We start from the raw sequence: 24,514 nt of genomic DNA on the forward strand, positions 1-24,514 counted from the left end.
GTGTTACCTCGAGGTCCAGTGGCACCGGTAGCGCCAGTAGCGCCCGTGTTACCTCGAGGTCCGGTAGCACCAGTAGCGCCTGCTGGTCCAGTAGGTCCGGTAGGTCCTTGAATGAACGAAGCAGAATTAACTAGAGCAGTTTGTAATGCTGCTATTAATTTAAGAAGCTCTTGAAGTGTGCAAGGGTCAATTCGGAATAATTTTGTAATGTATAGTAAATAGTTAATGAGATTTTGAAGCTCAATAAATACAGCGCTTGCTACAAAGGTTGGATTTCTTAATATAGTTATTAAGTTTTTAATAATAGCTAACCCTTGTGCTTTCAGGGAGGAAGTAGCGTCTAGTGAACAAATAAATTTACTTAGTAGGTTCAATGTATCGATTAGATCTTCAATATTTTGGGGAGATGGATTTGCAAAAAGTTTTGGGATTATTTTTGTTAAATCAATAATAATCGCACGAAATGTTCTAAGTTGAGCTTTAGTAATTGGGATTGATGGAGTATTTGGGATTCGTCCAGCGCTACTTGGAAAGCATGGTTTGGAGAATTTGTTTTGATTGTCGTTATAACGAGACATTAAATCTCTCCTTTCTCACGAAAATGTGAACGAAACTCATCATAGTAGATGCAGAAATTAGTTAAATGGTCATAGTAAAATCGTTTGTTTAAAGAAAAAATAGAAAAAACGCCTTACAATAAGGCGTTTTTTCTATTTTCTGCGTATTGATAATATCGCTTTAATGAAATTTTTGATTTGAATCCAGCGAGTTTTATAATTTCTGATTCAGGAGTTTCTTTTTTTATTAAGTTTAAAATATAGGTGTTACGAAAATGTTGTCCTGAAATTCCTTTACGTAAATTGGCTCTAGCCACTTCGAGGCGAATCATTTTTTGTATAGCAATTTCCGTTAATGCCTTTGGTGCATCATTTTCATATACCCACCTGTATGTTCCGCGGTTAAAATCAAATGCGACAAACAATGAATCATCACTATGATACTTAGGACGAACTGGTTCTGGGATACTTTTGTAATAATTATATAGTTGTTTTTTGTCTTCTTTTGCTAATGTAATTGTTCTTTCTACACCTGCGGTTGCTGGGATTGACAATGTGTTAGTTTCAAAGTGAACGTGATGCATTGTTAATGCTGTAAGTTCCTGTAAGGATAAACCGTAGTCGATCAATAGATTTAAAATAGCAATATTGCGATCCATTAATAAAGGGCGCACAGGAAGTTGTTTTTCTGAAAGTCCTTCTAATGAAGTGACTATATACTTTAATCTTTTTTCTTCATCAGGTGAAATGAAATCTTCGTTACGAAGTGTACGGTCTGGTTGAATAGATATTTCCATATTCTTCAATGGATTGGGAATGTTTAGAAAGTGATGCATTCTATTTAATACAGTAAATACACGATGCATCGTTTTTTCTGAGTAATGTCGATTCGTTTTTAAATCGGAAAAGTAATCTTCGTAGTCTTTTGTACATAGTGTAGCCCATATATTACTGGAAGGGAGCTTTTTGTTTTTTTCTAACCAATGTCCGAAGTCTTCAACGTCATAAACATAACGTTTAATAGTTGAGGGTTTTCGGCCTTTATTCAATAAAAAAATAGAAAAGGCTTGTATTGTATCATGGAATTCCGTTGTCTCCATAGTCCCACCACCTTAATTATTTCTTATATTATAGCAAACTTTTCTGAAAATAGGCATTTACAAGGGGGACAGGAATAATAATATTTGGTGAGTGGATAAAGTGAAACTATAATCAGTAGGGATTTTGTTCATCCTCTGCGATTATTAGTTGAACCAATCGGGCATTTACGGGCGGTTATCTCCCGCTTAAATACCAAACGTTTGCTGAATGTCGAGGTGGGAGTCTTACTGCTCGCAAATAGCGGGATAAAATGAGGTGATTGTATGGAACAATCGATGCGAAAGAAAAACAACAATCAAATTAATATTGTGTTAAACCATCGAAAGAAAATTTCTTTGCCAGCCGCAGAAAATAAAACGGTAATTTCAAATGAAACTACAATTAAACATGAAATGCTGCAGAGAATTGAAGAAGAGATGGGGAAGCTTGTTGGGATGGATGATATAAAAAAGATAATAAAAGAAATATATGCTTGGATTTATGTGAATAAAAAAAGACAAGAGAAGGGATTGAAGTCTGAGAAGCAAGTGCTTCATATGCTGTTTAAAGGGAATCCGGGTACAGGGAAGACAACTGTTGCTAGAATGATAGGAAAATTGCTGTTTGAGATGAATATTCTATCGAAAGGCCACTTGGTTGAAGCTGAACGTGCTGATCTTGTAGGAGAGTACATCGGCCATACAGCTCAAAAAACAAGAGACTTAATAAAAAAAGCAATGGGAGGTATTTTGTTTATTGATGAGGCGTATTCTTTAGCTCGAGGAGGAGAGAAGGACTTTGGAAAAGAAGCAATTGATACGCTTGTAAAACATATGGAAGATAAACAACATGGTTTTGTATTGATTTTAGCTGGATATTCAAGAGAGATGAATCACTTTCTTTCATTAAATCCAGGGCTGCAATCTCGTTTTCCATTTATTATTGAATTTGCGGATTACTCGGTAAATCAGCTATTGGAAATTGGAAAGAGAATGTATGAAGATCGTGAATATCAGTTATCAAAAGAAGCTGAATGGAAATTTAGGGATCATTTACATGCGGTGAAGTATTCGTCGCAAATTACATCGTTTAGTAATGGGCGATATGTACGGAATATTGTTGAAAAATCAATTCGTACACAGGCGATGCGGTTGTTGCAAGAAGATACGTATGATAAAAATGATTTAATTGGAATATCGAGTATGGATTTGATGCTCGAAGAGGAGACGCACAGTACATAAACTGTGCGTCTATTTTTGTGTATAAGTTCGTTTACTCTTTTTTTGCTTTTTCTTGGTGCGCTTTATGGAAGCGTTCCATTTTAGCGCTCTTTTCGTGTGCTGAATTAGGGTCGTGTCCAAATTGGTTTACTGAACTTTTTTGAGCTCCTTTATTAACGTGGTTTGTCATTTGTATTCACCTCACTTTAAAAATTAGTATAAACATTATATAAAGAAAAAATCGTTAGAAAAGAAAAACCTCTTTACGATATGTAAAGAGGTTAGATTGCTATTTATGCATTGAACGTTCTTTCGTTTCGATACGTCTGTGCGGTAAATGCCATTTGTAATGAATAGAAACCATGCGGAAGCAAACAATTAAAATGAATAAAATGTAAAGGGCCCAATCGCTAACAATAATTTGAGCGCCAATTAAGAAACCTGCTAAAATTGTCCAAAAGGCATATACTTCAGCTCGAAGAACGAGAGGTTTTCTGCGGGCTAAAAGGTCGCGAATGATACCGCCGCCGATACCAGTTAAAACAGCTGCCACGATTGTGGCGCTAATTGGTAAATTTAATTTTTGAGCATATAATGCTCCTTGTACAGCAAATGCTGATAAGCCGATAGCGTCAGTGATATTTTCCCACTTTTTCCAATGTCTAATTAACTTATTTGGAAAAAGAAAAATAATAGTCATTGATAAAAGTGCGATTTGGAATAACATGTCTTGTTGCCAAAACGCGACAATCGGATAACCGATTAATAAATTACGAAGGGCACCTCCCCCAAATGCGGTTGCCATTCCTAAAATATACACCCCGAAAATATCATAATCCTCTTCCATTGCAACAATGGCTCCGCTTAGTGCGAAAGCGATTGTGCCTATGATGCTAAAAATCTCCCATGCCATGAATTTTCTCCCCCGCTAACTAGATGAAATGTGCTTCCTCTGCTATTATATTAGAAGGTTTAAATTTCGAAAAGGATGAGTGAACATATTTGATGGAAGAAAAAGAAAAAGTCATATTAGTAGGCTGTCAATTGCCGCAAGATGATGATGAAAAATTTATGCATTCCATGAAAGAGCTTGCATCACTAGCTAAGACTGCGAGAGCGGAAGTGTTAGTTTCAACAACGCAAAAACGACCAAAGTTTCATCCGGCAACTTACATAGGTAAAGGGAAATTAGAAGAGCTTACAATGCTAACTGAAGAATTAGAGCCGGATGTTATTATATTTAATAATGAATTAACGCCGAGTCAAATTCGGAATTTATCCTCAGTATTAGATTCGAGAGTAATTGATCGAACGCAACTAATACTAGATATTTTTGCGCAACGTGCGAAGTCGAGGGAAGGTAAGCTTCAAGTAGAATTAGCTCAGTTGCAATATACAATGCCACGTCTTATGGGGCAAGGGTTGTCCTTATCACGTCTTGGTGGTGGTATTGGAACGAGAGGACCGGGTGAGACGAAACTTGAGACGGATCGTCGTCATATTCGATCGCGTATTGATGAAATAAAGAAACAACTTGCAGTTGTTGTGGAACACCGAAAAAGATATCGTGAGAGAAGAAAAGACAATAAAGTATTTCAAATTTCATTAATAGGCTATACAAATGCAGGGAAATCGACACTGTTTAATAGATTAACGGAAGCTAATACGTTTGAAGAAAACCTTCTGTTTGCAACACTAGACCCAACGACGAGGAAGATGCCCTTACCTTCTGGTTATACAGTATTACTAACTGATACTGTTGGTTTTATACAAGATTTACCCACTTCATTAATTGCTGCTTTTCGTTCAACACTGGAAGAAGCGGGGGAAGCAGATATTATTTTACATGTAGTTGATTCTGCGGATCCTAACTACATAGGGCATGAAAAAACAGTAAAACGATTATTATCAGAACTTGAAATTAATCATATTCCTATTATTACGTTATATAATAAAAAAGATGAATTACATCAAAACTTTATTCCGTTTCCGAAAAGTGATTTCTTAATGACTAGTGCTTTTGAAGAAAGTGATTTATTGCGTATAAAAGAAGCGATAGAAATGAAAATGAAGAAAGAAATGGATCGTTATCGAGTAGAAATCCCTCCGAGTGAAGGTAAGTTATTAACGCTTTTAAAGACGGAAACGCTATTAGCAAAGATGGAGTTTCTGGAAGATAAATTTGTATATGATTGTGCAGGGTATATTTTTACTCATTCATCGCTTAATGTGCAATTAAAGAGATTTTTAGTGGAAGAAGGAGAAAATAAAAATGTTTGATCGTTTGAAAAATGGAGAAAAAATTGCTCCAATCGTAAAAGAAGTAGAGAATCAGATTACAGAAGTACATAAACGTGCGGATGAAGTAATTGAAAGTAATCAGTTTCGTGTATTAGAAAGTTTTCGTAAACATAAAATTAGTGACTCGCATTTTATCCCGACGACAGGTTATGGTTATGATGATATTGGCCGTGATACGTTAGAAAAAGTGTATGCTGATGTATTTGGGGCGGAAGCTGGACTTGTTCGTCCGCAAATTATTTCAGGTACTCACGCTATTTCTACAGCGTTATTCGGTATTTTACGTCCAGGAGATGAGTTATTGTACATTACTGGGAAACCGTATGATACGTTAGAGGAAATCGTTGGTGTGCGTGGGAAAGGTGTAGGTTCATTTAAAGAATATAATATTGGTTACAATGCAGTTCCGCTAACTGAAGGTGGGCTTGTTGATTTTGAAGCTGTTGCAGCAGCGATTCATAGTAATACGAAAATGATCGGTATTCAGCGCTCGAAAGGTTATGCTACTCGTCCATCGTTTACTATTTCTCAAATTAAAGAGATGATCGCGTTTGTTAAAGAAATTAAACCTGATGTTGTTGTGTTTGTAGATAATTGTTATGGGGAGTTTATTGAAGAGCAAGAGCCGTGTCATGTTGGTGCAGATTTAATGGCGGGTTCGCTTATTAAAAACCCAGGCGGGGGAATTGTAAAAACTGGTGGTTACATTGTCGGTAAAGAACAGTATGTTGAAGCGTGTGCATATCGTTTAACATCTCCGGGAATTGGTGCGGAAGCTGGAGCGTCTTTATACAGTCTGCAAGAAATGTATCAAGGGTTCTTCTTAGCGCCACATGTTGCAGGACAAGCGCTGAAAGGTGCAATTTTTACAGCTGCGTTTTTAGAAAAGTTAGGAATGAACACGTCACCAGCGTGGAATGCACCGAGAACAGACTTAATTCAATCTGTTCAATTTGATGATAAAGACCGTATGGTTGCCTTCTGCCAAGCAATTCAATATGCATCTCCAATTAATTCGCATTTTACTCCGTATGCAAACTATATGCCAGGTTATGAAGATGATGTAATTATGGCGGCGGGAACATTTATTCAAGGTGCAAGTATTGAATTGTCTGCTGATGGTCCGATTAGACCACCGTATGTTGCATATGTGCAAGGTGGATTAACGTATTCGCATGTTAAAATTGCGATTTGTTCTGCGATTGATGAATTGATTGAAAAGAATTTATTAACAATTTCTTAAAGGGGAGCTGTCGATATCGGCAGCTTTTTTCGTATAAAAGTAACGATTTATGCGATTAGAAAAAAGAATGAAAAAATTTATAAAAAAATCATGTAAGAAAAGCTAACATCTATTGACACTAAACATAACATGTTATAAAATGAGAAGCAGTTAAGGCGAAGGAGGAACTGAAAAATGAAAGAAGATAGACGTTCTGCCCCGCTGTTTCCAATTGGTATTGTTATGGATTTAACACAATTGTCTGCACGTCAAATTCGCTACTATGAAGAGCATAATCTTGTTTCTCCAACCCGTACAAAGGGGAATCGTAGATTATTTTCATTTAACGATGTAGATAAGTTGTTAGAGATTAAAGATTTGTTAGATCAAGGCTTGAATATGGCTGGTATTAAGCAAGTGTTACTAATGAAAGAAAATCAAACAGAAGCAGTGAAAGTAAAAGAAGAAACGAAAGAAATTTCAAAAACTGAGCTTCGCAAAATACTTCGAGATGAACTACAACATACAGGTAGATTCAATCGAACTTCATTGCGACAAGGTGACATTTCAAGATTTTTTCACTAAAGATAACTGATTCTGAAGGCGATTAGAGGGACTAAGGAGGAATTTATAATGTCTAGATACACAAAAGAAGATATTTTCCGTTTGGCGAAAGAAGAGAATGTAAAGTATGTCCGTTTACAATTTACGGACCTTTTAGGGGTAATTAAAAACGTAGAGATTCCAGTGAGACAATTAACGAAAGCTCTTGATAACAAAATGATGTTTGATGGATCTTCGATTGAAGGTTTCGTACGTATTGAAGAATCTGATATGTATTTATATCCTGATTTAGACACTTGGGTAATTTTCCCTTGGACAGCTGAAAAAGGTAAAGTAGCTCGACTAATCTGTGATATTTACAATGCAGATGGCACTCCATTTGATGGAGACCCACGTAACAACTTAAAACGTGTGTTAAAAGAAATGGAAGCTTTAGGATTTTCAGACTTCAATCTTGGACCAGAGCCAGAATTCTTCCTATTTAAGGTTGATGAAAAAGGAAATCCAACATTAGAATTAAATGATAACGGTGGATACTTCGACCTTGCGCCGATGGATCTAGGGGAAAACTGTCGTCGTGATATCGTTCTTGAACTTGAAGAAATGGGATTTGAAATTGAAGCATCTCACCATGAGGTTGCTCCAGGGCAGCATGAAATTGACTTTAAATATGCAAATGCAATTCGCTCATGTGATGACATTCAAACATTCAAACTTGTTGTAAAAACAATTGCCCGTAAACATGGTTTACACGCAACATTTATGCCGAAACCACTATACGGTGTGAACGGTTCAGGTATGCACTGTAACTTATCATTATTTAAAAATGGTGAGAACGTATTCTTTGATGCAAACGGTGACTTACAACTAAGTGATGATGCTCGTCACTTCATCGCAGGTATTTTAAAACATGCACCAGCATTTACAGCGATAGCAAATCCAACTGTAAACTCATATAAACGTCTAGTACCTGGATATGAAGCGCCTTGTTACGTAGCGTGGTCTGCACAAAACCGTAGCCCGTTAGTACGTATCCCTGCATCTCGTGGTATTAGTACACGCGTAGAAGTACGTAGTGTTGACCCAGCTGCAAACCCATATTTAGTAATGGCTACATTATTAGCTGCAGGTCTTGATGGAATTAAAAACAAATTAACTCCACCAGCTGCAGTAGACCGTAACATCTATGTAATGACAAAAGAAGAGCGCGAAGAAGCAGGTATCGTTGACTTACCAGCAACATTAGCGCAAGCGTTAGTTACATTACAATCTAATGAAGTAGTATGCGGTGCACTAGGAGAACACTTACTTGAGCACTTCATCGAAGCGAAAGAGATTGAGTGGGATATCTTTAGAACACAAGTTCACCAATGGGAACGCGATCAATATATGTCTCTATACTAAGAGGCTTGAACCCTTGACACATAACGTGTTGAGGGTTTTTTATTTGTGGGCAAAGTAATAATAATTTCAGTACTTAAAATTGATGCCCACAAAATGCCCACAAATATCTTGGAAATTATTCTAAGATATTTCGCATATGTTCCTCGAATTTGGTCATTGCTTCTTGATCTAACTTCTTACTAATGTGGGAATATACATCAGCAGTAATTTGCATACTACCATGTCCAAGACGTTCTTGTAAATACTTCATACTTGCCCCAGCTTCAAGTTGTAATACAGCATGTGTATGACGTAATGAATGAATAGGTAATGATGGTAAATTTGCTTTTTTTAAAATTCTAGAGAAAGAATTGAAAAGGCTGGACTTAGGTATATAATTTCCATCATTTCTACAGAAAACTAAATTCAATTCAAAGTAGTAGCAATCATTTAATGCGATTTTATTCTGGTTTTGATATTTCTGGTGAAAGCGTAAATCGCTTGTAAGTCCTTCACTAATAGTGATAACGCGCTTTGAATTATAGTTTTTTGTATCTCCAAACATCATTTCAGGATTTTTAGAGGCTAATCTAAAATCTAATGACTTGTTAATAGTGATAGTTTTTTCTTTTAAATCGATATCAGTCCATTGTAATGCTGCAGCTTCTCCTTTTCGCATTCCCGTTTCAATAAGAGCTTTGTAAAAAATCCAATAAATATAATCATATTTATAAGCTTCCCTCAAAAAGTCAGCGATTCGATCTGATTCAATAAATTTCACCTCAGGCTCTTTTGCTTTAACTTTTATTTCTACTCCTATACAAGGATTTTTAGGTATTTTCTCCAGAATTATAGCTTTTTCCATAGCGTTATTCATAGTTCCATGGACAATTTCAATAGTACGTCTACTGTAGCCGTTATCCGCTAGCGAGTTAATAAATTTTTGGTATAAAACTGGTTTGAAATCTTTTAAAAGAATATTTTTGAAATAAGGAATAATATGCTTTTCTACATTGTTCTGATGAGAGAGAAATGTATTTGTTGCTACTGTTCCTTTTTTATATTCGTTTAGCCATGTAATGAGGTATTCTTTCATGGATTCGTCAGTTGGATTGGTTCCTTCACGTAGCTGCCTTTCTAATTCTTCGGCGGCTATTTTGGCTTCCGCTTTACTAGTAAATCCTTTTTTTGATTTCTCTTTAAACTTTTGAGTAATTAAATCTTTATATCTTATTCGATATTCCCAAAAATCTTTATTCGACCCTTTTTTTTTATATTTATGGAAACTAGCCATAAGTTAGCTCCTTTCTTTTTTGTTTAAAAAGAGTAGACCGTCGTCTACTCTTTGATGTTAAATTGCTAGCGCTAGAAATTTAAAGATCTCTTGTAAATCTTATTGCTTTTCCAATTATTCGAGCGGGAGTACTTGCTGTAATGATTAAAGGTTCAAATGAAGGGTTGTCAGGCATTAATATTATGGCGCTCCCTTGTTTTTTGACCCTTTTTAAAGTTGCTTCAGTATCTCCATTAACTTGAACAGCGGCTATTTCTCCGTTTTCCACATCATCTTGTTTTCTAATTAAAACAAAAGCTCCATTAGGTATAGTAGGTTCCATTGAATTACCTTTAGCTTCTAGGTAATATACTTCACCTCGTGGTAGAATATCCGGTACTTCATAACGGTATCCTTCAAAGTTTTCTTCAGCACATATAGGTGATCCACAAGCAATCTTTCCTAAAATGGGTACTTTTACTGGTTGAATAGGAGCTTCGTATATATTTGAAGGTTTATCTTCAGTTAAGTCAGATCTATTGATTCTGAAATAATCAGCTAACATTTGTATTTTATCAGGCCTTGGATATGTTTTAGCCTTAAACCAATTAGAAACTGTTGTTTCCGGTAAGTCTAATTCTTTGGCTATATCTGATTGGAAAACACCTTTTTTACTAGTGTGCTTTTTTAAGTTGCTCGCCATGATATCTTTCATTTGCTGTTGGCTACTCATTAATATCACCTCGCTTTCTAATATTATTTTACCGTTTTTCGGTAGTTGTGTAAAGGGGTTAAGTACTTTTAAAAGGTATTTTTTATACTTTTCAGTATTGACTATACCGTTAAAAGGTAGTATATTGGGTGTAGAAATTAACAGAAGGGGGTAATTTCATGTTTCAGATAACATTAAAAGCGGCTAGAGTTAATGCTGAATTAAGACAGGAAGAAGCTGCGAAATTGCTTAATGTTACTGGTAAAACGCTTCGGAATTACGAACAAGGTATTACAGCTATTCCGGGTCACGTTTTGAAGAAAGCATCCATAGTATACAAAATATCATCTGATTGTATTCGATTACCTATCATTAATGATGGAAAGTATGATGATGATTTTTTTTAACTGACACTACCGTTTAAAGGTATTTGAGTATCGGGAAAGAAGGTGGCAACATGCTTAATATTCAACTCGATAACCAAATTATCGAGCAACGCTTTATTGAAGAATTAAGGAAGCGTTTAGATCAAATTGAGCGGAGAAAAACTCTGTGGGATATGAAAGAACTTTGTAAACAAACAAGCATGAGTGAAAACACCATCAAAGAGAAGTTCTTCTATGATGAACGTTTTCCGAAATACAAAATAGGTGGGAAATGGTACTTTCCAGCAGTAGAAACCGAATGCTTTTTACTGATGTGGATAAAGGAACAGCCAATACATTGATACATAAGGGGTTTATTTTTTTGCCTGTAAAATGTCGAAAAATGAAGTCGTTATTTATCAAAATAAACGAGGTATGGTGAGAAATATGAACGGAGTGTTCACAGCAAGTAAATTAATGAAAGCATCAGAAGTTGTAAAAAGATGTGCAGAAACGAGAAAGCATCCAGCAATGTTGCTAATTACTGAAATTGAAGCAAAGCGCAAGATGTACGAAATGAACCGTAAGGTTTCATCTCGAAGGGAGGTGAGTTAATTGAAGGAAGCAACTGATCATCCGATTGAAGATATGTTTGGTGATGAAATTTTAAGTGGTGAAACGTACTTTGTGTTCGGTGAACATATCGTACTTGAAGAAAATTTAAAGTCGTACTTAATTGAGAAACAAAATGTTGAATGCTTTCAAGCGCAATAAAAAACCACCTGCGCCAACAGGTGATTTAGAAAATAAAATCCACAGTCATTATAGCATGAAATTTGGTGATGTAAATGAAACTATTTCCGCACCAAGATAGAGCGTTAAACGATACATATGAACATAATCGTGTTGCGTACTACCTTGATATGGGGCTAGGAAAGACCTTTGTAGGCTCTGAAAAGATGTGGGAACTAAATACACCATATAACTTATTAATCTGTCAAAAGTCTAAAATAGACGACTGGAAAGAGCATTTTGAACAACATTATGATTACGAGGTAATTGTTTTTGATAAACAACGCATGGGAGATATTCCGGAAGAAAGTGTTCTAATCGTCAATTATGAGCGGGCTTGGAGACGTGATGAGTTATTGAAGCTAAATAACTTCACACTCATGTTGGACGAGTCTTCAAAAATTAAAAACGATAAGTCCAAACAAACGAAATTCATTTTGAAATTGAATGCAGAAAACATCATATTGCTATCAGGAACACCGACAGGTGGAAAGTATGAAGAATTATGGTCACAACTTCACTTGTTAGGTTGGAAGATTACTCAAAAGTTGTTTTTAAAACAATTTGTGGTCCAAGAGTGGGACGACAGAAACAGTAAGTACAAAATCACCGGTTATAAAAATGTCGACCGTTTAAAAGCGAAATTAAAGCAATACGGTGCGGTGTTCATGAAGACTGAAGAAGTATTTGATTTACCAGAAGCAACGGATGTGAAAGTAAAAATACCTGGTACCAAATTGTATAAGGAATTTAAGAAACATCACATTGTTGAAATTGGCGAAGGATTACTTCTCGGTGATACACCTGCAGCTAAGAAATTGTATTTACGACAATTAGCCGGCAGTTATAACGAAAGCAAATTGCAGTATGTAAAAGACCTGGTTGAAAGCACGAATGACCGAATTATTATCTTTTACAACTTTAAAAAAGAATATGAAGCATTAGTGGATCTAATTGAAAAACCAATTAGTACAGTTAACGGGGATCTCAAGGATTTAAGCGCATATGAGAAATTTGAAAACAGTGTAACTTTGATTCAATATCAAGCTGGAGCAATGGGATTGAACTTGCAAAAATCCAATAAGATTGTTTATTTTACCCTGACAGATAAGAGTGAACTGTTTGAGCAAAGTAAGAAACGAACACATCGTATTGGACAAGAAAGGCCTTGTTTCTATTACTACTTGCTTACAGATGGATCGATAGAATGGCGCATGTTAGATGTACTAAAAGAGCGCAAGGATTACACAGATGCGTTATTTGAGAAGGAGGAAGATACAAATGAATGAAGTACAAGCTTTTGAAAATAAATATTTAGCGGTTATGACCGCAATTGCTATTCATACACAACAAGAAAAGAATCTTGCAGCACAGTCTAAAAAGTTAAAGGAAGAACTTGAAAAAGCAATGGACGAACATGGTATTACGTCTATTGATAACGATCTAATCAAGATTACTAGAGTTGAAGCTACTACTTCAACATCGCTAGATGTAACGAAATTAAAAGCTGAAGAACCACAGTTATATGGAGAGTTAATTGGTGATTATCCGAAAGTATCGAACAGAAAAGCCCATGTGAAGTTTACGGTGAAGTAAATGAGTGAGTCAGCGTTTCAAAAACAAGTCATTAAGTTTTTAAAAGAAAAAGATGTTTGGCACGTAAAGTATTGGGCTGGTAGTCAGTACACCAAAGAAGGTATTCCAGACATCCTAGCGTGTATCGATGGAGTGTTTCATGGAATCGAATTAAAAACGGATGTTGGTGTGCCTAGCAAATTACAACTGTATAACATTCGCAAGATAAATGATTCAGGCGGTGAAGCTTACATTTTAAGGCCGAAGGACTTTGAGTCGTGGAAAGAAAGGTGGTTTAAGTGACACAGTACTCTTACTCACGAGTATCACTATTCAATGATTGTCCATATCATTTTGGATTAAGATACATCGATAAACTCACAGAAATTCCTGATTTAACAAGGGCTGATAATGCTTTAATCATTGGCCATGCATTACATACAGGAATTGAACATGATGTAGAAACAGCGTTAAACGAATACTATAATTCATTTCCAGTAATGAACGATGCGATTGTAGAAGAATCTATGAAACTTGAAATTTTGATTCCAAAAGTACATGAGTTTCTTAATAAGAATTTTGAAGGTTGCGAGCTGATCCATGAGTACAAAATTGATAAACCTAACTACATTGGATTTGTTGATTTAATTGTAAAAGCTCCTGATGGTACCTGTATGGTAGTTGATTTTAAGTATTCCAATCACATCAAGAACTATATGGACAGTGCTCAATTACACATATATAGGGATTACTTGAAGCAAGATGGATTCAATGTTGAAAGACTAGCATACTTGTTTGTTCCTAAAACGAGTATTAAGCAAAAGCAAGATGAAGATTTACACACGTTTAGAAAACGGTTGGTTCAAGCAGTTGAAGAATCAAACCTTACTTTTGTACCAATTGAGTTCGATGAAATGAAGACAATTTATTTTCTGAATAACATTGATGAAATTGAACAAACAAAAGACTTTTCCAAACGTAATGCAAGTAAAAACTGTTTCGCTTGTAACCCACGATTCAGACCAAATTATTTAGAAACAATTGAAAATGCCAAAGGAGAGATTGAAATGATTTTACCTAAAAATGAACGTCGTGAAAGAAAGATTGATACGAAGCCGGACTTATGGATCTATGCTGATAGCTACACTGGTAAAAGTACCTTTGTAGATAAAGTTGAAAACGTATTGTTCTTAAATACGGATGGTAATACAGATAACACAACTGCACCTGTTATTTCAATTAAAGATGAAGTAACGAAAAAGGGCCGTGTTACCAATCGTAAATTAGCTTGGGACTTATTCTTGGATGTAGTTGCTGAATTAGAAGCTGAAGACAATGATTTTGAAGCAGTATCAATTGATTTGGTTGAAGACCTTTATGAACATTGCCGTGTGTATGTATTTGATAAAAACGGATGGGAACATGAGTCAGATGGATCTTACGGCAAAGGTTGGTCAATGGTAACAACTGAATTTAATAATGCCATGAAACGTTTGAAGGCATTAGGTTACCAAATCATTTATATCAGTAAAGAAAAAGTTGAAGAGTACACGCTTAAAGGTGGAGCGAAGCGTACAACATTCAAACCAAATATCAATGATAAAGTAGCGAATTTCCTTTCTGGAACAGTTGATTTAACATTGCGTGCTTATGTAGATGCTGACGATAAACGATTCTTGCAGCTTGCAAAGAAACAAAATGTATTCGGTGGCGGTCGTTATGACTTCCAAGTGGATACAATCCCATTAGATATGGAAGCATTCATTGAAGAGTTAACTGCAGCGCAAGGAGATACTGCAGGTGAAAATGAAAAGCCAAAACGTGAGCGTAAGAAAAAAGAAAAACCACAAGATGAAGAAAATGTGGCAAAAAAAACTATGTACTTCCAACATGAAGGATCTGAAGATTTTGTTGTAGTTAAAAAGGGTGAGTCATTAGATTTCTTAGAGGATGACATTTTTGATGAACGTACTAAAAAGGAGTATGAAAAATGGCTTGCTGAAAATGAAGAAGAGTCTGCAGATGATGAACCAGAAGAAAAACCGAAGCGTGAACGTCGTTCTCGTAAAATTAAAGAAGAAAGTGAAGAACCTGCAGCAGAAGAAAAAACAAAACGCCAACGTCGACAACGTAAGACGGTTGAAGATGATACACCGCCAGGTGAAGCCGATGGTAATGCACCAACTGAAGAGGAAGCGCCAAAACGTAGAACTAGAAGAAAGAGAGGAGAATAATCATGGCAGTAAAAGAACTGAATTCAAAAGAAAAACATTATGCAGATACTCGTGAAGAAGCAGAAGAAATCGTTGAGGAAGCGAAAGATGATGTGTATTTAACATCATTCCAAATCAGTGAAAAGCACAACAAATACGGTACTTACTTCTTGGTGGATTTAGCTTTTAGTTATAATACACCGCGTGAAATTATGGAAAGCGCTGCAGCTAGGAAAGAAGTAGAAGAACATGGTGGACCACATGAAGGTGTGGAATACAGTGTTAATCCGGATGGGACGACGGAAGTTGTTCCTGGGCAATTAGAAATGGATGAACTAAATGAAAACGAAGGAGACGAAGAATAATGGCAGAGAAAAAATTTGACTGGGGTAAATTTGATAAGAAAGTAGATTTAGAAGCGTTAGCTGCAGATGTGCAGGAAGTAGAAGAAAACGGCGGTGGAGGTGATTTCGAACCGCTTCCAGATGGCCAATATGAAGTAGTTGTTGAAAAATTAGAGCTTACTGAATCAAAAAAAGGTGATCCAATGCTTACGATTTGGTTCAAGATTGTGGAAGGTGATTATGAAGGACAACGTCTCTTCTATAATAAGGTAATGCAGCCACAAAATGATAAGGCGTTTGGATTCCAGGTCCACCAAAATAACGAAATGTTACGTGCGTTATGGGACTGTGATAAAGATGATGTTAAGTTTACTAGCTTTGGAGAGTATGCGGATCTAGTACTTGATATTCATGAAGACATCGATGGTCAATTTGAATACTTATTAAGCAAAGAAACAGATAAAAATGACTTTGACCAATTCAAGATTTTAGAAGTGTTTGAAGTTGAATAAATGAATAAGGGGAGCCGATGAGCTCCCTATTATTTTGAGGTGATAAAGATGAATATGGGTTTTTAATTATTGAACAAACAAATGGTTCAATATGTCAGTATGAATGCCTTCCTGGCACATTCTTGTTGAATCATGTGCAGTGGATGGATCAGGATTTACATTGGTTAAGTTTTGGATTGTTCCACCACCCATTGTTAAAATTGCATCAAACTCTAGTAAACCTGAACAATCTTTATGTTCGGTATCATATTCGCAACCCACACCATGAAATATCTTTCTTCTATATTTCGCTTGGTAAGGTAATTTAATATGACATGATATCTTTAGATTCCAAGGGTCATTTTCATTTTCAACGTGTACAGTGATTTCTGAAGTACTTGTCTGTCCTTCAGCCCATCTTTCGTTACCATGGCAATAAGGAATTCCTAAGCGATTACGACGAGTTACATCATCTTCATGATCTGCAAAAGGTTTGTTATTCAGTTTGTTAGATAAATTCACAATTATTTGTTGAGTATCCATTGATTAAAACCACCTTTTCATAATTTTGTTCAATACTATGATGTCAGTCTATAAAGACTTTATTCAATTTCGTTATTGATAAAATTAAAAGTAATAATAATGAAAATTATTTATAGTCATTTAAATGAACAGGAAGTGACAGCATGCTCTTTTACGATTTTGAAGTGTTCGCAAATGATTGGTTAGTAGTTATTGCAGATACCGACACTCAGTCGGAAAAAGTATTTGTTAATAATGAACAAGCATTAATTGATTATTATCATGAGCATAAAAATGACATATGGATTGGTTACAATTCAAGACATTATGACCAATTTATTTTAAAAGCAATTATATGTGGGTTTACACCACAGGCTATCAATGAATGGATTATTATAGATCATCAACCAGGATGGAAGTTTTATAAAGACTTTTGGAAAATACAGCTTTATAACTTTGATGTTATGACGAATAAGTTTCGCTCTTTGAAACAATTAGAAGGATTTCAAGGTCATGATATTCGTGAAACGTCAGTGTCATTCAATATAAGCCGGGAATTAACAGAAGAAGAAATTGAAGAAGTTATTAAATATTGTCGTCATGATGTACATGAAACAATGCACATTTTCATGGAGACAATTACAGAATTTGAATCACAAGTTGAGCTATTAAAAATGTTTAATCTTCCATTAAGAAACATTTCGAAAACGAAAGCTCAATTAAGTGCATTTATCCTGGATGCAAAACAACCTGCCGTTCCAAGGGATGACGAGTTTAATTTTACGTTTCCAGACACATTACAAATTAATAAATACACTGAAGTCCTGGACTTCTATAAAGAAAATAAAGATTACAACAAGGTTTTAGAATTAAACGTTGCTGGTGTACCACACTTGTTTGCATGGGGTGGTTTGCATGGTGCAAGAAATAATTATTACGGTGAAGGGCACTTTCTTAATATCGATGTGGCCAGTTATTATCCGGCACTTATGATTGAATATGATTATTTGTCCAGGAACGTAAAAGACCCTGCTAAGTTCCGTGAAGTTCGTGATACAAGACTTAAATACAAGGCTGCTAAAGATAAACGTCAGGCTCCACTAAAGATTGTAATTAATGGTACATATGGAGCAATGAAAGATAAATATAATGGGCTTTATGACCCACTTATGGCCAACAATGTTTGTATTGGGGGAATGACATTGCTCCTGGATCTAATTGAAAAGCTTGAACCATATTGTGAAGTTATCCAATCAAACACCGACGGTGTCCTAGTTAAATTACGTCATTACAATGATTATGATTTAATCGATGATATTTGTTATGAGTGGGAACAACGTACAAAGATGGAATTAGAGTTTGATGAATTTGTAAAAGTAATTCAGAAGGACGTAAATAACTATATCTTAGTTGATGCTGAAGGTAACTATAAATCAAAGGGTGCGTACGTAAAGAAGTTAAATCCACTTGATTATGATTTACCAATTGTAAATGAAGCGGTCGTGAATTATTCCGTAAAGGGCATTGATCCGGAGGAAACAATATTTAATTGTACTGAGTTAGTGAAGTTCCAAAAGATTGTAAAGATTAGTAGTAAGTACAGCTATGCACGATATGGTACAAGAAGGATGAACGAAAAAGTATTTCGGGTGTTTGCAAGTGTAGCCGAAAATGATAAACAGTTATGCAAAGTAAAAGAAGGTATTGCTGAGAAAATAGCATATGTCCCGGAAAGGTGTTTCATCATAAATGATGATTTGGATGGGAAAGAAATCCCATCCAAATTAGATTACTGGTGGTACTGGACTTTGGCTAATAAAAGAATTGATGATTTTTTTGGGGAATAATTACTGTTATTTAACAGTATCTCTTTTCTCGATACCAGCTCTTATACCAGGTGGTATTGCATCAAACATAGTGTCAACTTTTTTTGGAAGAGTAATCATATGTTCGACGACTAAATTGATTAGTTCTAATAAAAACTTTGGTATCTCAGGGTTTTCATCTAAGTTTATGATTCCAGAATGAGCGCCTGAATTACCATAGGTTCTAATTATATCTAGCATTCTTCCTACATGTGCACTAACCTTTCCCTCTGATATAACTTTACCGATTTTGTCGTTTAAAGAACCTTTTTCATACCCAAGATGTTTGAGTAGATTTTCTAGTGTCAGTCTAGATAATGCAGCTGATGAGCCTAGAGATAGATGCATTACTGAACCAGCTTCTTTAAAAGTTTTTCTGATATGGTCAGGCATATCTTCATGTGGTTGGGGATAATCCGAAGAATTGCTAGGATATACTTGTATTTCCTCAGCGTTTAGGGACTTTAACCAATATGTACTAGAATCACATTTATTACAAGTGGATAAAATAACACCTCTTAAATTGAAATGATGAAAAGGATTCTTATCTTCTGCTAGCTCAGTACTTGTAGAGGAGATTATTGACTCAGGATTAATTTGCTTACTTTTGCCTCGAGGAAAGTTTGGACCGTATATATACTTCCAACCTTGTGAAGAAATTTGATAACAATGTGGACATGTGAAAGTCGGATGTTTATCTTGGTTTTCAAATAAATAGTTAGACATTGAAAAATACCTCCAATTTTTTTTACTTAATTTTACCATAAAGGTAGGTGATGAACATGTACAAAGGTTATTTAAAAGGTAATGGGAAACATGCTGCAAGTAAGTTTAAAGATGGGGCAAAACTATTATCCTATCATACAGCAAGAAAAGAAGATTCATTTGTTGGTATTCTGGATGATGAATATATCATGGTTGATGTTGATGATATTGCTGAAGCTGAAACATTATTGGATATTATCGAAGATAAGAACATTAATTGTTCTGTATTAGAAACGACAAACGGCATGCATTTTTATTTCAAAGGATATGATATAACGGCCAATAAAATAAAATGGTTCTCCAATATTGGTATTCTTTGTGATTATAAATTAGGTATTAAGAACACCGCTGATCCAATTAAGATTGATGGTAAAACTCGTAAATGGTTAAGAAAATGTACAAATCATGATTCATTGCCAAGTTGGTTATATCCATACAACAAGAAAAATCCGAACCTTACCAAAATGGGTGAAGGTGATGGCCGTAATGATAAATTATTTACTTACATCTTAAAGCTGCAGTCACAAGGTATGGCTAAAAATGATATTAAAGAAACTATTTCTATTATAAATAACTACATTTTAGAGGAACCGGTGACACAAGGTGAATTAAATGTAATTTTACGTGATGAAGCATTCATGAAGGAGTCCTTTTATATAAAGGGTTCCTTCCAACATGAAAAGTTCGGTGATTTCTTAATCAATGAACATCACATTTGCAAAGTCACTAATGTTCTTCATATTTATAAAGACGGTGTGTATTCGGACAAGCAAGAAGACATTGAAGAAGCAATGATCCGTCACATTCCATCGTTAAAGCGAATGCAACGACAAGAAACTATTGCTTATCTGCAGTTAAAGGCAAAACATAAAAATTTCGCCTCTACCAAATATGTAGTTGTTAAAAATGGCGTATTTAATTTAGAAACGTGGCAATTAGAAGATTTTACACCTGAAATTATCACACGTAATAAAATACCTGTTGCATATATTCTTGGTGCTTATTATGAAGTAACTGATAAGACATTTAATAAAATAGCCGTGAATGATAAAAAGATTCGGGCCATTTTAGAAGAAATAATGGGGTACATTCTATTCCGGCGGAATGAGTTTGCGGCAACGTTTATTCTTACTGGTGATGGTAGTAATGGTAAATCATCGTATTTGAAAATCATTCGTAAATTAATAGGTTCAGATAATGCATCGTCATTAGACTTGAATGAGTTGGATCAGCGCTTTAAAACAGCTGAGTTATTTGGGAAGTTAGCAAACATCGGTGATGATATCGGAAAAGGTTATATAAAAGAATCATCGATATTTAAAAAGCTTTCTACTGGTGAAACATTAAACGTAGAAAGAAAGGGTAAGGATCCATTCGACTTTACGAATTATGCAAAGTTAATCTTTAGTGCAAATGAAATGCCGCGTATTAATGATTTCAGTGATGGATTAGGTCGAAGACTTCAAATTGTTCCTTTCAAAGCGAAGTTTACACCGAATGATGATGATTATGATCCATTTATTACAGATAAGCTGCTAAGTGATGAATCGATGCAATATGTGTTGAACCTGGCATTAAAAAGCTTGAAACGATTACTTGTTGAGAAGAAATTCACGACATCAAAAGCGGTTGAAGATGAATTGATTAAATATCAAGAGGAAAACAATCCTATTATTAGTTTTGTAAATAATGAGGATGTTGAATTGGAACGTGCTGTAGTTGGTGATGTTTATCTGCAGTATAAAGTGTATTGTGCGGAAAATGGTTTTCAATCCGTTAGTAATGTGAATTTTAGCAAACAAGTAAAGCATTTGTATAAATTTGATGTGAAAGTACAGTGGATTGATGGCAAAAGTAAGCGATTATTCATTAAATCTTGACTTTTTTCGGTCAAAAACATAGGGTATTTGACCGTTTTTGGTCACGAAAAACACCCTACTTTCACTAATATATGGTAAAAAACACGTTCCTTACAGTGAAATGCGTAAGGACTTACAGATAAGTGTAAGGCTTGAAACGCTTATGTATCAAGGGATTATAGCAATTCCTTACAGCCTTACAGTGAAAATCAATTTCTTTTAAAATATATAGTTTAAAAAATAAAATTAATATTTATTTAAAAGAAATTTAGGGGGTAAATGCGTAAGGATTCGGTTTTAAAGTGCCATAAACCCAGTGGTATCAAGGGTTTGAGCGCCTTACACATATATTCAAAATGCGTAAGGAATCGTAAGGATATTATCACAAAAGGTAGGTGAATCATCATTTGTTTAACTGGCTGAAGGTATATCAAGAATTAGAACAAGACATAGCGTATTTAGATTACAACTTAGATAAAACAAAAGCTGAATTTAAACGCTGGATCAGTGGTGATTTGCGAGAGGTACGTTTAACTGCTGAATCGGAAGGTGCAAAGGTAGAAGGACGTATTGAAGCAATTGAATATGAATTAGCGCACAAAATGAATGATATGTATAAACTGAAAAAATTAATTAATACTTTCAAAGGATTGGAACATAAAATTGCATATCTGAAATATGTAGAAGGCATGACATTAGAAAAGATTGCTGAAGAACTCAACTACAGTTCACAGTACATTTACAACAAACATGCTGCTATGAGAGAGAAGGTTGAGTACTCAAATAGAACTTAACATTTACTTAAGGTAAGTAATCATTATATAAACCATTGAAAATATGATTTATAGTAATAACATAAGAAATTGACGAAAGGGCAACTGGTGCATGGTTGCTCTTTTATTATGGTAAGTTTAATTTTTGAATTTACGGTAATATTTTGTCTCATTCCTCTGTTTTATGTAGAATTGATATTATGAGAGGAGAGAGATGTTTTGAGTCAGCAAATCAATAAGGAAATGGAAGCGTTAATTAGAGGTTGGGGGTTACCAGAATATCTTAAAGAACAAGAAGGCAATATTGATTATCAGTTTAGTGGTCTTAGAGATGCAAATGGACATGAACAAAGGTATCATTGCTTGGATGGAAATGTGAAATTTTGTCTTTATGATAAAACAAATCAAAAGAATTTATTTATTATGGACTTCTATAAAGAAGGTAAGCCTTTATTTAAAGAAAGCAGAAAGAACGAAAAGGCAATAAGATTGCAATTATTATACGTTATTGATGATTCGTTAAGGGATAAAAAAATAGCTAGTTTTTACGTTAAAAAACTACAGGGATATGCGGTTGATGAAGGGATGGAGTACATCCATGTAGAACCAAATGCTGACGATAAGTTATTTGAAAATAACAAGGTCAATGCATTGAGTCATAAAAATCTGGAACATTTTTATGATAAACTGAGTACTTCCCAAATACCTATAATCGATATTAGTAAAGAGAAAATGAAATGAGAGCATTCCTTATGGAGTGCTTTTTATTATATACAAATTATATAGGTGGTGTTGAGTAAATGATTACTGAAATTAGAAAAACAATATCAGGTACAGAGTATTGGGATAATGAAAAGAAGAAGAGTCTATTTGTTCCTTCAGGTGAAGAACCAGGATTTGAAGTAACTGTTAATCCTGAGACTATGATCGGAGGAATAGATTTTACGAAGGGTAAAGACTTCAGTGCGATTGATGGTAAGGTTATAGATTACGAAATTAACCTGGATGATATGAATGTTGAAGCGTTGCTATCTTTCGCTAAAGATAATTGCATCGATGTACCAGGCAAGTTAAAGAAAGAAGAAACAATTCGTAACTATATCGTTGAGAAGTTAACGACTGATACTGAATGAAATACTGTGACTTCAATGGCTGCCATAACAAGATAAGTAAGGGGCGTTACTGTGAAGAGCATAAGCGTAACAAACCAAAGAAGAAGAAAGACAAGAAGAACATCTACCATCATGATAACAAACCATTCTATCGAACCAATGCATGGAAGTTTGTCAGGTCAAAGGTATACGAAAGAGAGAGTGGATGCTGTCAACGATGTGGAAGGTTCGTCTTTGGCCGAAGTGCTCATGTTCATCATGTAATACCAGTCAAAGAAGATCCAACTCTTAAATTAGAAGAGAATAACCTAAGATTACTTTGTCCAGTTTGTCATACAATCGAAGAAAATGAAGATAAACCCAAAAAAGTTTTTCCGAGTTATTTTGGAAGTCCCCCTATCAAAAATTAAAATTTCTTCTTTGGGGAGGATAGGTAGCGTAGGGGCATTTCTATCGTTAGACAACATTTTTAAAAATAAAGGGGGGTGTGAAATGTCTACGAAAAAAGAGCGTCAAAAAATTGTTGCCGAGAAAACAGAAGCTGAGAAGAATCGGATACTGAAAATCATGCGTAACGCAGATATTTACACCCTTACTTTAGATCCATTAATTGAATCGTATTTAGATATTTTCGAAGTGTATATGACGATGTTTATTGAGTGGAAAGAGAAAGGGTTTCCGCCTACTCAGCGTCACACCAATAAAGCAGGAGCCACAAATAATTCAAAGCATCCATTGGCGCAGCAAGTAGAAACTTGGGCCGATAAAAAAACAAAAGCATTGGATTTATTAGGGCTTACTAATAAGGCTAAACCAGGTAAATATGTTACCGGTGGTTCTACCGTCGGGAAAAATGAAGAAGTGGAAAAACCTACCGCAAAGGTTAGTGAGTTGGATAAACATCGTGCAAAATGGAGAAAAATTACTAATTAATGTTATAATTTATGTAAAAATGAATAGGAGATACATAGATGGATAACATTAATATTTCAAATTTAGTGCAAATAATTTCTCCAATAGTAGGCATTGGCACTTCAATAGTAGCAATAATTATTTCAGTAATTTCTCTAAAGGTGACCAGAAGTTCTATTGAAGAAGCAAATAGACCATATGTAGTTGTTTATAGAGAGTATATCCAGGTCCTATCTAATATCCATGAGTATGTAGTTATAAAAAACTTTGGTAAAAGTGGAGCTACAATTGATTCTATAACATTTGAACCTACATATTTAGATGACATGAGAGGTAAAGAAATTTTTAAGAATACTAGGGATACTTTTATAGCACCGGGACAATCGATATCTACTGTTGTTTCCATAAATCCTTTTGCTGGAGAGCGTAATGATAAAATTAAGGCAACGATAAAATATCATACTGATAAAAAAGAGTATCAAGAGATCATAACTTTAAGTGAGGGAATACTCGAGGATATGACATTTACAAAATCAAGACCATCAAAAGGTAAATCAATTGAAGAAATTATGACAAAAGCTACTGAGGAAATTCTAAGAAGGCGTCTTTAAAAG

Annotated in this window: 31 protein-coding genes; 23 read left to right on the forward strand and 8 right to left on the reverse strand. The window is 35.0% G+C overall.

Annotated features, from left to right (window positions below; genetic code table 11):
- A partial coding sequence (locus tag BM089_RS15335) for a collagen-like protein (protein WP_139213285.1) occupies positions 1-578 on the reverse strand: 578 nt, incomplete at its 3' end.
- Positions 579-691: 113 nt separating this feature from the next.
- On the reverse strand, positions 692-1,657 hold the full coding sequence (locus BM089_RS15340) for a tyrosine-type recombinase/integrase (RefSeq protein ID WP_000450330.1): 966 nt from the start codon (positions 1,655-1,657) through the stop codon (positions 692-694).
- A gap of 264 nt (positions 1,658-1,921) precedes the next feature.
- Between BM089_RS15340 and spoVK the strand changes: the two genes are divergently transcribed.
- Complete coding sequence (spoVK, locus tag BM089_RS15345; RefSeq protein ID WP_000438177.1) at positions 1,922-2,878, forward strand: stage V sporulation protein K; 957 nt, start codon at positions 1,922-1,924, stop codon at positions 2,876-2,878.
- A gap of 31 nt (positions 2,879-2,909) precedes the next feature.
- Here spoVK and BM089_RS31100 read toward each other — a convergent pair whose 3' ends face one another.
- On the reverse strand, positions 2,910-3,047 hold the full coding sequence (locus tag BM089_RS31100; RefSeq protein WP_000181505.1) for a hypothetical protein: 138 nt from the start codon (positions 3,045-3,047) through the stop codon (positions 2,910-2,912).
- A gap of 99 nt (positions 3,048-3,146) precedes the next feature.
- On the reverse strand, positions 3,147-3,770 hold the full coding sequence (locus BM089_RS15350; protein WP_000312267.1) for a trimeric intracellular cation channel family protein: 624 nt from the start codon (positions 3,768-3,770) through the stop codon (positions 3,147-3,149).
- A 92-nt stretch (positions 3,771-3,862) separates the two neighbouring features.
- Here BM089_RS15350 and hflX point away from each other — a divergent pair, with 92 nt between their 5' ends.
- The 4 genes from hflX (at position 3,863) to glnA (ending at position 8,348) form a co-directional block, all read left to right on the forward strand.
- Positions 3,863-5,137 carry a GTPase HflX gene (gene hflX, locus BM089_RS15355; protein ID WP_139213263.1) on the forward strand — a complete coding sequence of 425 codons (1,275 nt, stop codon included), beginning with the start codon at positions 3,863-3,865 and terminating at the stop codon, positions 5,135-5,137.
- Positions 5,130-6,401: a methionine gamma-lyase family protein gene (locus BM089_RS15360; RefSeq protein WP_000460282.1), complete on the forward strand. Its 1,272-nt coding sequence runs from the start codon at positions 5,130-5,132 to the stop codon at positions 6,399-6,401. Before hflX ends, BM089_RS15360 begins: the two co-directional genes overlap by 8 nt.
- A 174-nt stretch (positions 6,402-6,575) precedes the next feature.
- Positions 6,576-6,965: a transcriptional repressor GlnR gene (glnR, locus tag BM089_RS15365; protein WP_000656783.1), complete on the forward strand. Its 390-nt coding sequence runs from the start codon at positions 6,576-6,578 to the stop codon at positions 6,963-6,965.
- 48 nt (positions 6,966-7,013) lie between these two features.
- Complete coding sequence (glnA, locus tag BM089_RS15370; protein WP_090977260.1) at positions 7,014-8,348, forward strand: type I glutamate--ammonia ligase; 1,335 nt, start codon at positions 7,014-7,016, stop codon at positions 8,346-8,348.
- A 115-nt stretch (positions 8,349-8,463) separates the two neighbouring features.
- Here glnA and BM089_RS15375 read toward each other — a convergent pair whose 3' ends face one another.
- On the reverse strand, positions 8,464-9,621 hold the full coding sequence (locus BM089_RS15375; protein WP_090977262.1) for a site-specific integrase: 1,158 nt from the start codon (positions 9,619-9,621) through the stop codon (positions 8,464-8,466).
- 79 nt (positions 9,622-9,700) lie between these two features.
- Positions 9,701-10,333 carry a LexA family protein gene (locus BM089_RS15380; protein ID WP_090977264.1) on the reverse strand — a complete coding sequence of 211 codons (633 nt, stop codon included), beginning with the start codon at positions 10,331-10,333 and terminating at the stop codon, positions 9,701-9,703.
- Positions 10,334-10,491: 158 nt separating this feature from the next.
- Here BM089_RS15380 and BM089_RS15385 point away from each other — a divergent pair, with 158 nt between their 5' ends.
- The 10 genes from BM089_RS15385 to BM089_RS15425 all read left to right on the forward strand — a co-directional run bounded on the left by BM089_RS15385 (position 10,492) and on the right by BM089_RS15425 (position 16,113).
- Positions 10,492-10,719 (forward strand): helix-turn-helix domain-containing protein, encoded by a 228-nt coding sequence (locus BM089_RS15385; RefSeq protein ID WP_090977265.1) that lies wholly within the window; start codon positions 10,492-10,494, stop codon positions 10,717-10,719.
- A gap of 50 nt (positions 10,720-10,769) precedes the next feature.
- Positions 10,770-11,039, forward strand: a complete 270-nt coding sequence (locus tag BM089_RS15390) for a hypothetical protein (protein ID WP_090977266.1) — start codon at positions 10,770-10,772, stop codon at positions 11,037-11,039.
- Between the two features lie 85 nt (positions 11,040-11,124).
- Complete coding sequence (locus BM089_RS31105) at positions 11,125-11,292, forward strand: hypothetical protein (protein WP_217648221.1); 168 nt, start codon at positions 11,125-11,127, stop codon at positions 11,290-11,292.
- Positions 11,293-11,451, forward strand: a complete 159-nt coding sequence (locus BM089_RS30650) for a YqaI family protein (RefSeq protein ID WP_139213264.1) — start codon at positions 11,293-11,295, stop codon at positions 11,449-11,451.
- A 74-nt stretch (positions 11,452-11,525) separates the two neighbouring features.
- Positions 11,526-12,758 (forward strand): SNF2-related protein, encoded by a 1,233-nt coding sequence (locus BM089_RS15400; RefSeq protein ID WP_090977270.1) that lies wholly within the window; start codon positions 11,526-11,528, stop codon positions 12,756-12,758.
- Positions 12,751-13,065 (forward strand): hypothetical protein, encoded by a 315-nt coding sequence (locus BM089_RS15405; RefSeq protein WP_042596685.1) that lies wholly within the window; start codon positions 12,751-12,753, stop codon positions 13,063-13,065. The genes BM089_RS15400 and BM089_RS15405 overlap by 8 nt, the downstream gene beginning before the upstream one ends.
- The gene (locus BM089_RS15410; protein WP_090977272.1) at positions 13,066-13,347 is read left to right on the forward strand and encodes a PDDEXK family nuclease; all 282 of its coding nucleotides are present in this window, start codon (positions 13,066-13,068) and stop codon (positions 13,345-13,347) included.
- Complete coding sequence (locus BM089_RS15415) at positions 13,344-15,278, forward strand: AAA family ATPase (RefSeq protein WP_090977274.1); 1,935 nt, start codon at positions 13,344-13,346, stop codon at positions 15,276-15,278. The genes BM089_RS15410 and BM089_RS15415 overlap by 4 nt, the downstream gene beginning before the upstream one ends.
- A gap of 2 nt (positions 15,279-15,280) precedes the next feature.
- On the forward strand, positions 15,281-15,622 hold the full coding sequence (locus tag BM089_RS15420; protein WP_090977275.1) for an organic solvent tolerance protein OstA: 342 nt from the start codon (positions 15,281-15,283) through the stop codon (positions 15,620-15,622).
- A complete protein-coding gene (locus BM089_RS15425; RefSeq protein WP_090977277.1) occupies positions 15,622-16,113 on the forward strand; it encodes a DUF669 domain-containing protein in 492 nt (163 codons plus the stop codon). The genes BM089_RS15420 and BM089_RS15425 overlap by 1 nt, the downstream gene beginning before the upstream one ends.
- A 66-nt stretch (positions 16,114-16,179) precedes the next feature.
- On the opposite strand, the gene BM089_RS15430 is transcribed toward BM089_RS15425, so the two are convergent.
- Positions 16,180-16,635, reverse strand: coding sequence for a hypothetical protein (locus BM089_RS15430; RefSeq protein WP_090977279.1), 456 nt, complete (start codon positions 16,633-16,635; stop codon positions 16,180-16,182).
- A gap of 143 nt (positions 16,636-16,778) precedes the next feature.
- Here BM089_RS15430 and BM089_RS15435 point away from each other — a divergent pair, with 143 nt between their 5' ends.
- On the forward strand, positions 16,779-18,461 hold the full coding sequence (locus tag BM089_RS15435; RefSeq protein WP_090977281.1) for a hypothetical protein: 1,683 nt from the start codon (positions 16,779-16,781) through the stop codon (positions 18,459-18,461).
- A 6-nt stretch (positions 18,462-18,467) separates the two neighbouring features.
- On the opposite strand, the gene BM089_RS15440 is transcribed toward BM089_RS15435, so the two are convergent.
- Complete coding sequence (locus BM089_RS15440; protein WP_175495690.1) at positions 18,468-19,205, reverse strand: DUF4145 domain-containing protein; 738 nt, start codon at positions 19,203-19,205, stop codon at positions 18,468-18,470.
- Positions 19,206-19,261: 56 nt separating this feature from the next.
- On the opposite strand from BM089_RS15440, the gene BM089_RS15445 reads away from it, so the two are divergent.
- From BM089_RS15445 to BM089_RS15475, 7 genes are all read left to right on the forward strand, one after another.
- Positions 19,262-21,124 carry a DNA primase family protein gene (locus tag BM089_RS15445; RefSeq protein ID WP_090977285.1) on the forward strand — a complete coding sequence of 621 codons (1,863 nt, stop codon included), beginning with the start codon at positions 19,262-19,264 and terminating at the stop codon, positions 21,122-21,124.
- 386 nt (positions 21,125-21,510) lie between these two features.
- The gene (locus BM089_RS15450) at positions 21,511-21,897 is read left to right on the forward strand and encodes a sugar-binding transcriptional regulator (protein WP_090977288.1); all 387 of its coding nucleotides are present in this window, start codon (positions 21,511-21,513) and stop codon (positions 21,895-21,897) included.
- 198 nt (positions 21,898-22,095) lie between these two features.
- Positions 22,096-22,617 carry a hypothetical protein gene (locus tag BM089_RS15455; RefSeq protein WP_090977290.1) on the forward strand — a complete coding sequence of 174 codons (522 nt, stop codon included), beginning with the start codon at positions 22,096-22,098 and terminating at the stop codon, positions 22,615-22,617.
- A 59-nt stretch (positions 22,618-22,676) separates the two neighbouring features.
- A complete protein-coding gene (locus tag BM089_RS15460; protein WP_090977292.1) occupies positions 22,677-23,009 on the forward strand; it encodes a hypothetical protein in 333 nt (110 codons plus the stop codon).
- A complete protein-coding gene (locus BM089_RS15465) occupies positions 23,006-23,398 on the forward strand; it encodes an HNH endonuclease (RefSeq protein ID WP_090977294.1) in 393 nt (130 codons plus the stop codon). The genes BM089_RS15460 and BM089_RS15465 overlap by 4 nt, the downstream gene beginning before the upstream one ends.
- An 82-nt stretch (positions 23,399-23,480) precedes the next feature.
- The gene (locus BM089_RS15470) at positions 23,481-23,921 is read left to right on the forward strand and encodes a P27 family phage terminase small subunit (RefSeq protein ID WP_090977297.1); all 441 of its coding nucleotides are present in this window, start codon (positions 23,481-23,483) and stop codon (positions 23,919-23,921) included.
- 38 nt (positions 23,922-23,959) lie between these two features.
- Positions 23,960-24,511: a hypothetical protein gene (locus tag BM089_RS15475; RefSeq protein WP_090977299.1), complete on the forward strand. Its 552-nt coding sequence runs from the start codon at positions 23,960-23,962 to the stop codon at positions 24,509-24,511.
- Positions 24,512-24,514 lie beyond the last annotated feature (3 nt).

The organism is Bacillus sp. 5mfcol3.1 (genome assembly GCF_900114335.1).
GTDB lineage: Bacteria > Bacillota > Bacilli > Bacillales > Bacillaceae_G > Bacillus_A > Bacillus_A thuringiensis_S.

What these genes read in the sequence shown, in the direction of transcription:
- BM089_RS15340 (WP_000450330.1), bottom strand. Translation starts at nt 1,657, where the DNA reads ATGGAGACAACGGAATTCCATGATACAATACAAGCCTTTTCTATTTTT.
- spoVK (WP_000438177.1), top strand. Translation starts at nt 1,922, where the DNA reads ATGGAACAATCGATGCGAAAGAAAAACAACAATCAAATTAATATTGTG.
- BM089_RS31100 (WP_000181505.1), bottom strand. Translation starts at nt 3,047, where the DNA reads ATGACAAACCACGTTAATAAAGGAGCTCAAAAAAGTTCAGTAAACCAA.
- BM089_RS15350 (WP_000312267.1), bottom strand. Translation starts at nt 3,770, where the DNA reads ATGGCATGGGAGATTTTTAGCATCATAGGCACAATCGCTTTCGCACTA.
- hflX (WP_139213263.1), top strand. Translation starts at nt 3,863, where the DNA reads ATGGAAGAAAAAGAAAAAGTCATATTAGTAGGCTGTCAATTGCCGCAA.
- BM089_RS15360 (WP_000460282.1), top strand. Translation starts at nt 5,130, where the DNA reads ATGTTTGATCGTTTGAAAAATGGAGAAAAAATTGCTCCAATCGTAAAA.
- glnR (WP_000656783.1), top strand. Translation starts at nt 6,576, where the DNA reads ATGAAAGAAGATAGACGTTCTGCCCCGCTGTTTCCAATTGGTATTGTT.
- glnA (WP_090977260.1), top strand. Translation starts at nt 7,014, where the DNA reads ATGTCTAGATACACAAAAGAAGATATTTTCCGTTTGGCGAAAGAAGAG.
- BM089_RS15375 (WP_090977262.1), bottom strand. Translation starts at nt 9,621, where the DNA reads ATGGCTAGTTTCCATAAATATAAAAAAAAAGGGTCGAATAAAGATTTT.
- BM089_RS15380 (WP_090977264.1), bottom strand. Translation starts at nt 10,333, where the DNA reads ATGAGTAGCCAACAGCAAATGAAAGATATCATGGCGAGCAACTTAAAA.
- BM089_RS15385 (WP_090977265.1), top strand. Translation starts at nt 10,492, where the DNA reads ATGTTTCAGATAACATTAAAAGCGGCTAGAGTTAATGCTGAATTAAGA.
- BM089_RS15390 (WP_090977266.1), top strand. Translation starts at nt 10,770, where the DNA reads ATGCTTAATATTCAACTCGATAACCAAATTATCGAGCAACGCTTTATT.
- BM089_RS31105 (WP_217648221.1), top strand. Translation starts at nt 11,125, where the DNA reads ATGAACGGAGTGTTCACAGCAAGTAAATTAATGAAAGCATCAGAAGTT.
- BM089_RS15400 (WP_090977270.1), top strand. Translation starts at nt 11,526, where the DNA reads ATGAAACTATTTCCGCACCAAGATAGAGCGTTAAACGATACATATGAA.
- BM089_RS15405 (WP_042596685.1), top strand. Translation starts at nt 12,751, where the DNA reads ATGAATGAAGTACAAGCTTTTGAAAATAAATATTTAGCGGTTATGACC.
- BM089_RS15410 (WP_090977272.1), top strand. Translation starts at nt 13,066, where the DNA reads ATGAGTGAGTCAGCGTTTCAAAAACAAGTCATTAAGTTTTTAAAAGAA.
- BM089_RS15420 (WP_090977275.1), top strand. Translation starts at nt 15,281, where the DNA reads ATGGCAGTAAAAGAACTGAATTCAAAAGAAAAACATTATGCAGATACT.
- BM089_RS15425 (WP_090977277.1), top strand. Translation starts at nt 15,622, where the DNA reads ATGGCAGAGAAAAAATTTGACTGGGGTAAATTTGATAAGAAAGTAGAT.
- BM089_RS15430 (WP_090977279.1), bottom strand. Translation starts at nt 16,635, where the DNA reads ATGGATACTCAACAAATAATTGTGAATTTATCTAACAAACTGAATAAC.
- BM089_RS15435 (WP_090977281.1), top strand. Translation starts at nt 16,779, where the DNA reads ATGCTCTTTTACGATTTTGAAGTGTTCGCAAATGATTGGTTAGTAGTT.
- BM089_RS15440 (WP_175495690.1), bottom strand. Translation starts at nt 19,205, where the DNA reads ATGTCTAACTATTTATTTGAAAACCAAGATAAACATCCGACTTTCACA.
- BM089_RS15445 (WP_090977285.1), top strand. Translation starts at nt 19,262, where the DNA reads ATGTACAAAGGTTATTTAAAAGGTAATGGGAAACATGCTGCAAGTAAG.
- BM089_RS15460 (WP_090977292.1), top strand. Translation starts at nt 22,677, where the DNA reads ATGATTACTGAAATTAGAAAAACAATATCAGGTACAGAGTATTGGGAT.
- BM089_RS15465 (WP_090977294.1), top strand. Translation starts at nt 23,006, where the DNA reads ATGAAATACTGTGACTTCAATGGCTGCCATAACAAGATAAGTAAGGGG.
- BM089_RS15470 (WP_090977297.1), top strand. Translation starts at nt 23,481, where the DNA reads ATGTCTACGAAAAAAGAGCGTCAAAAAATTGTTGCCGAGAAAACAGAA.
- BM089_RS15475 (WP_090977299.1), top strand. Translation starts at nt 23,960, where the DNA reads ATGGATAACATTAATATTTCAAATTTAGTGCAAATAATTTCTCCAATA.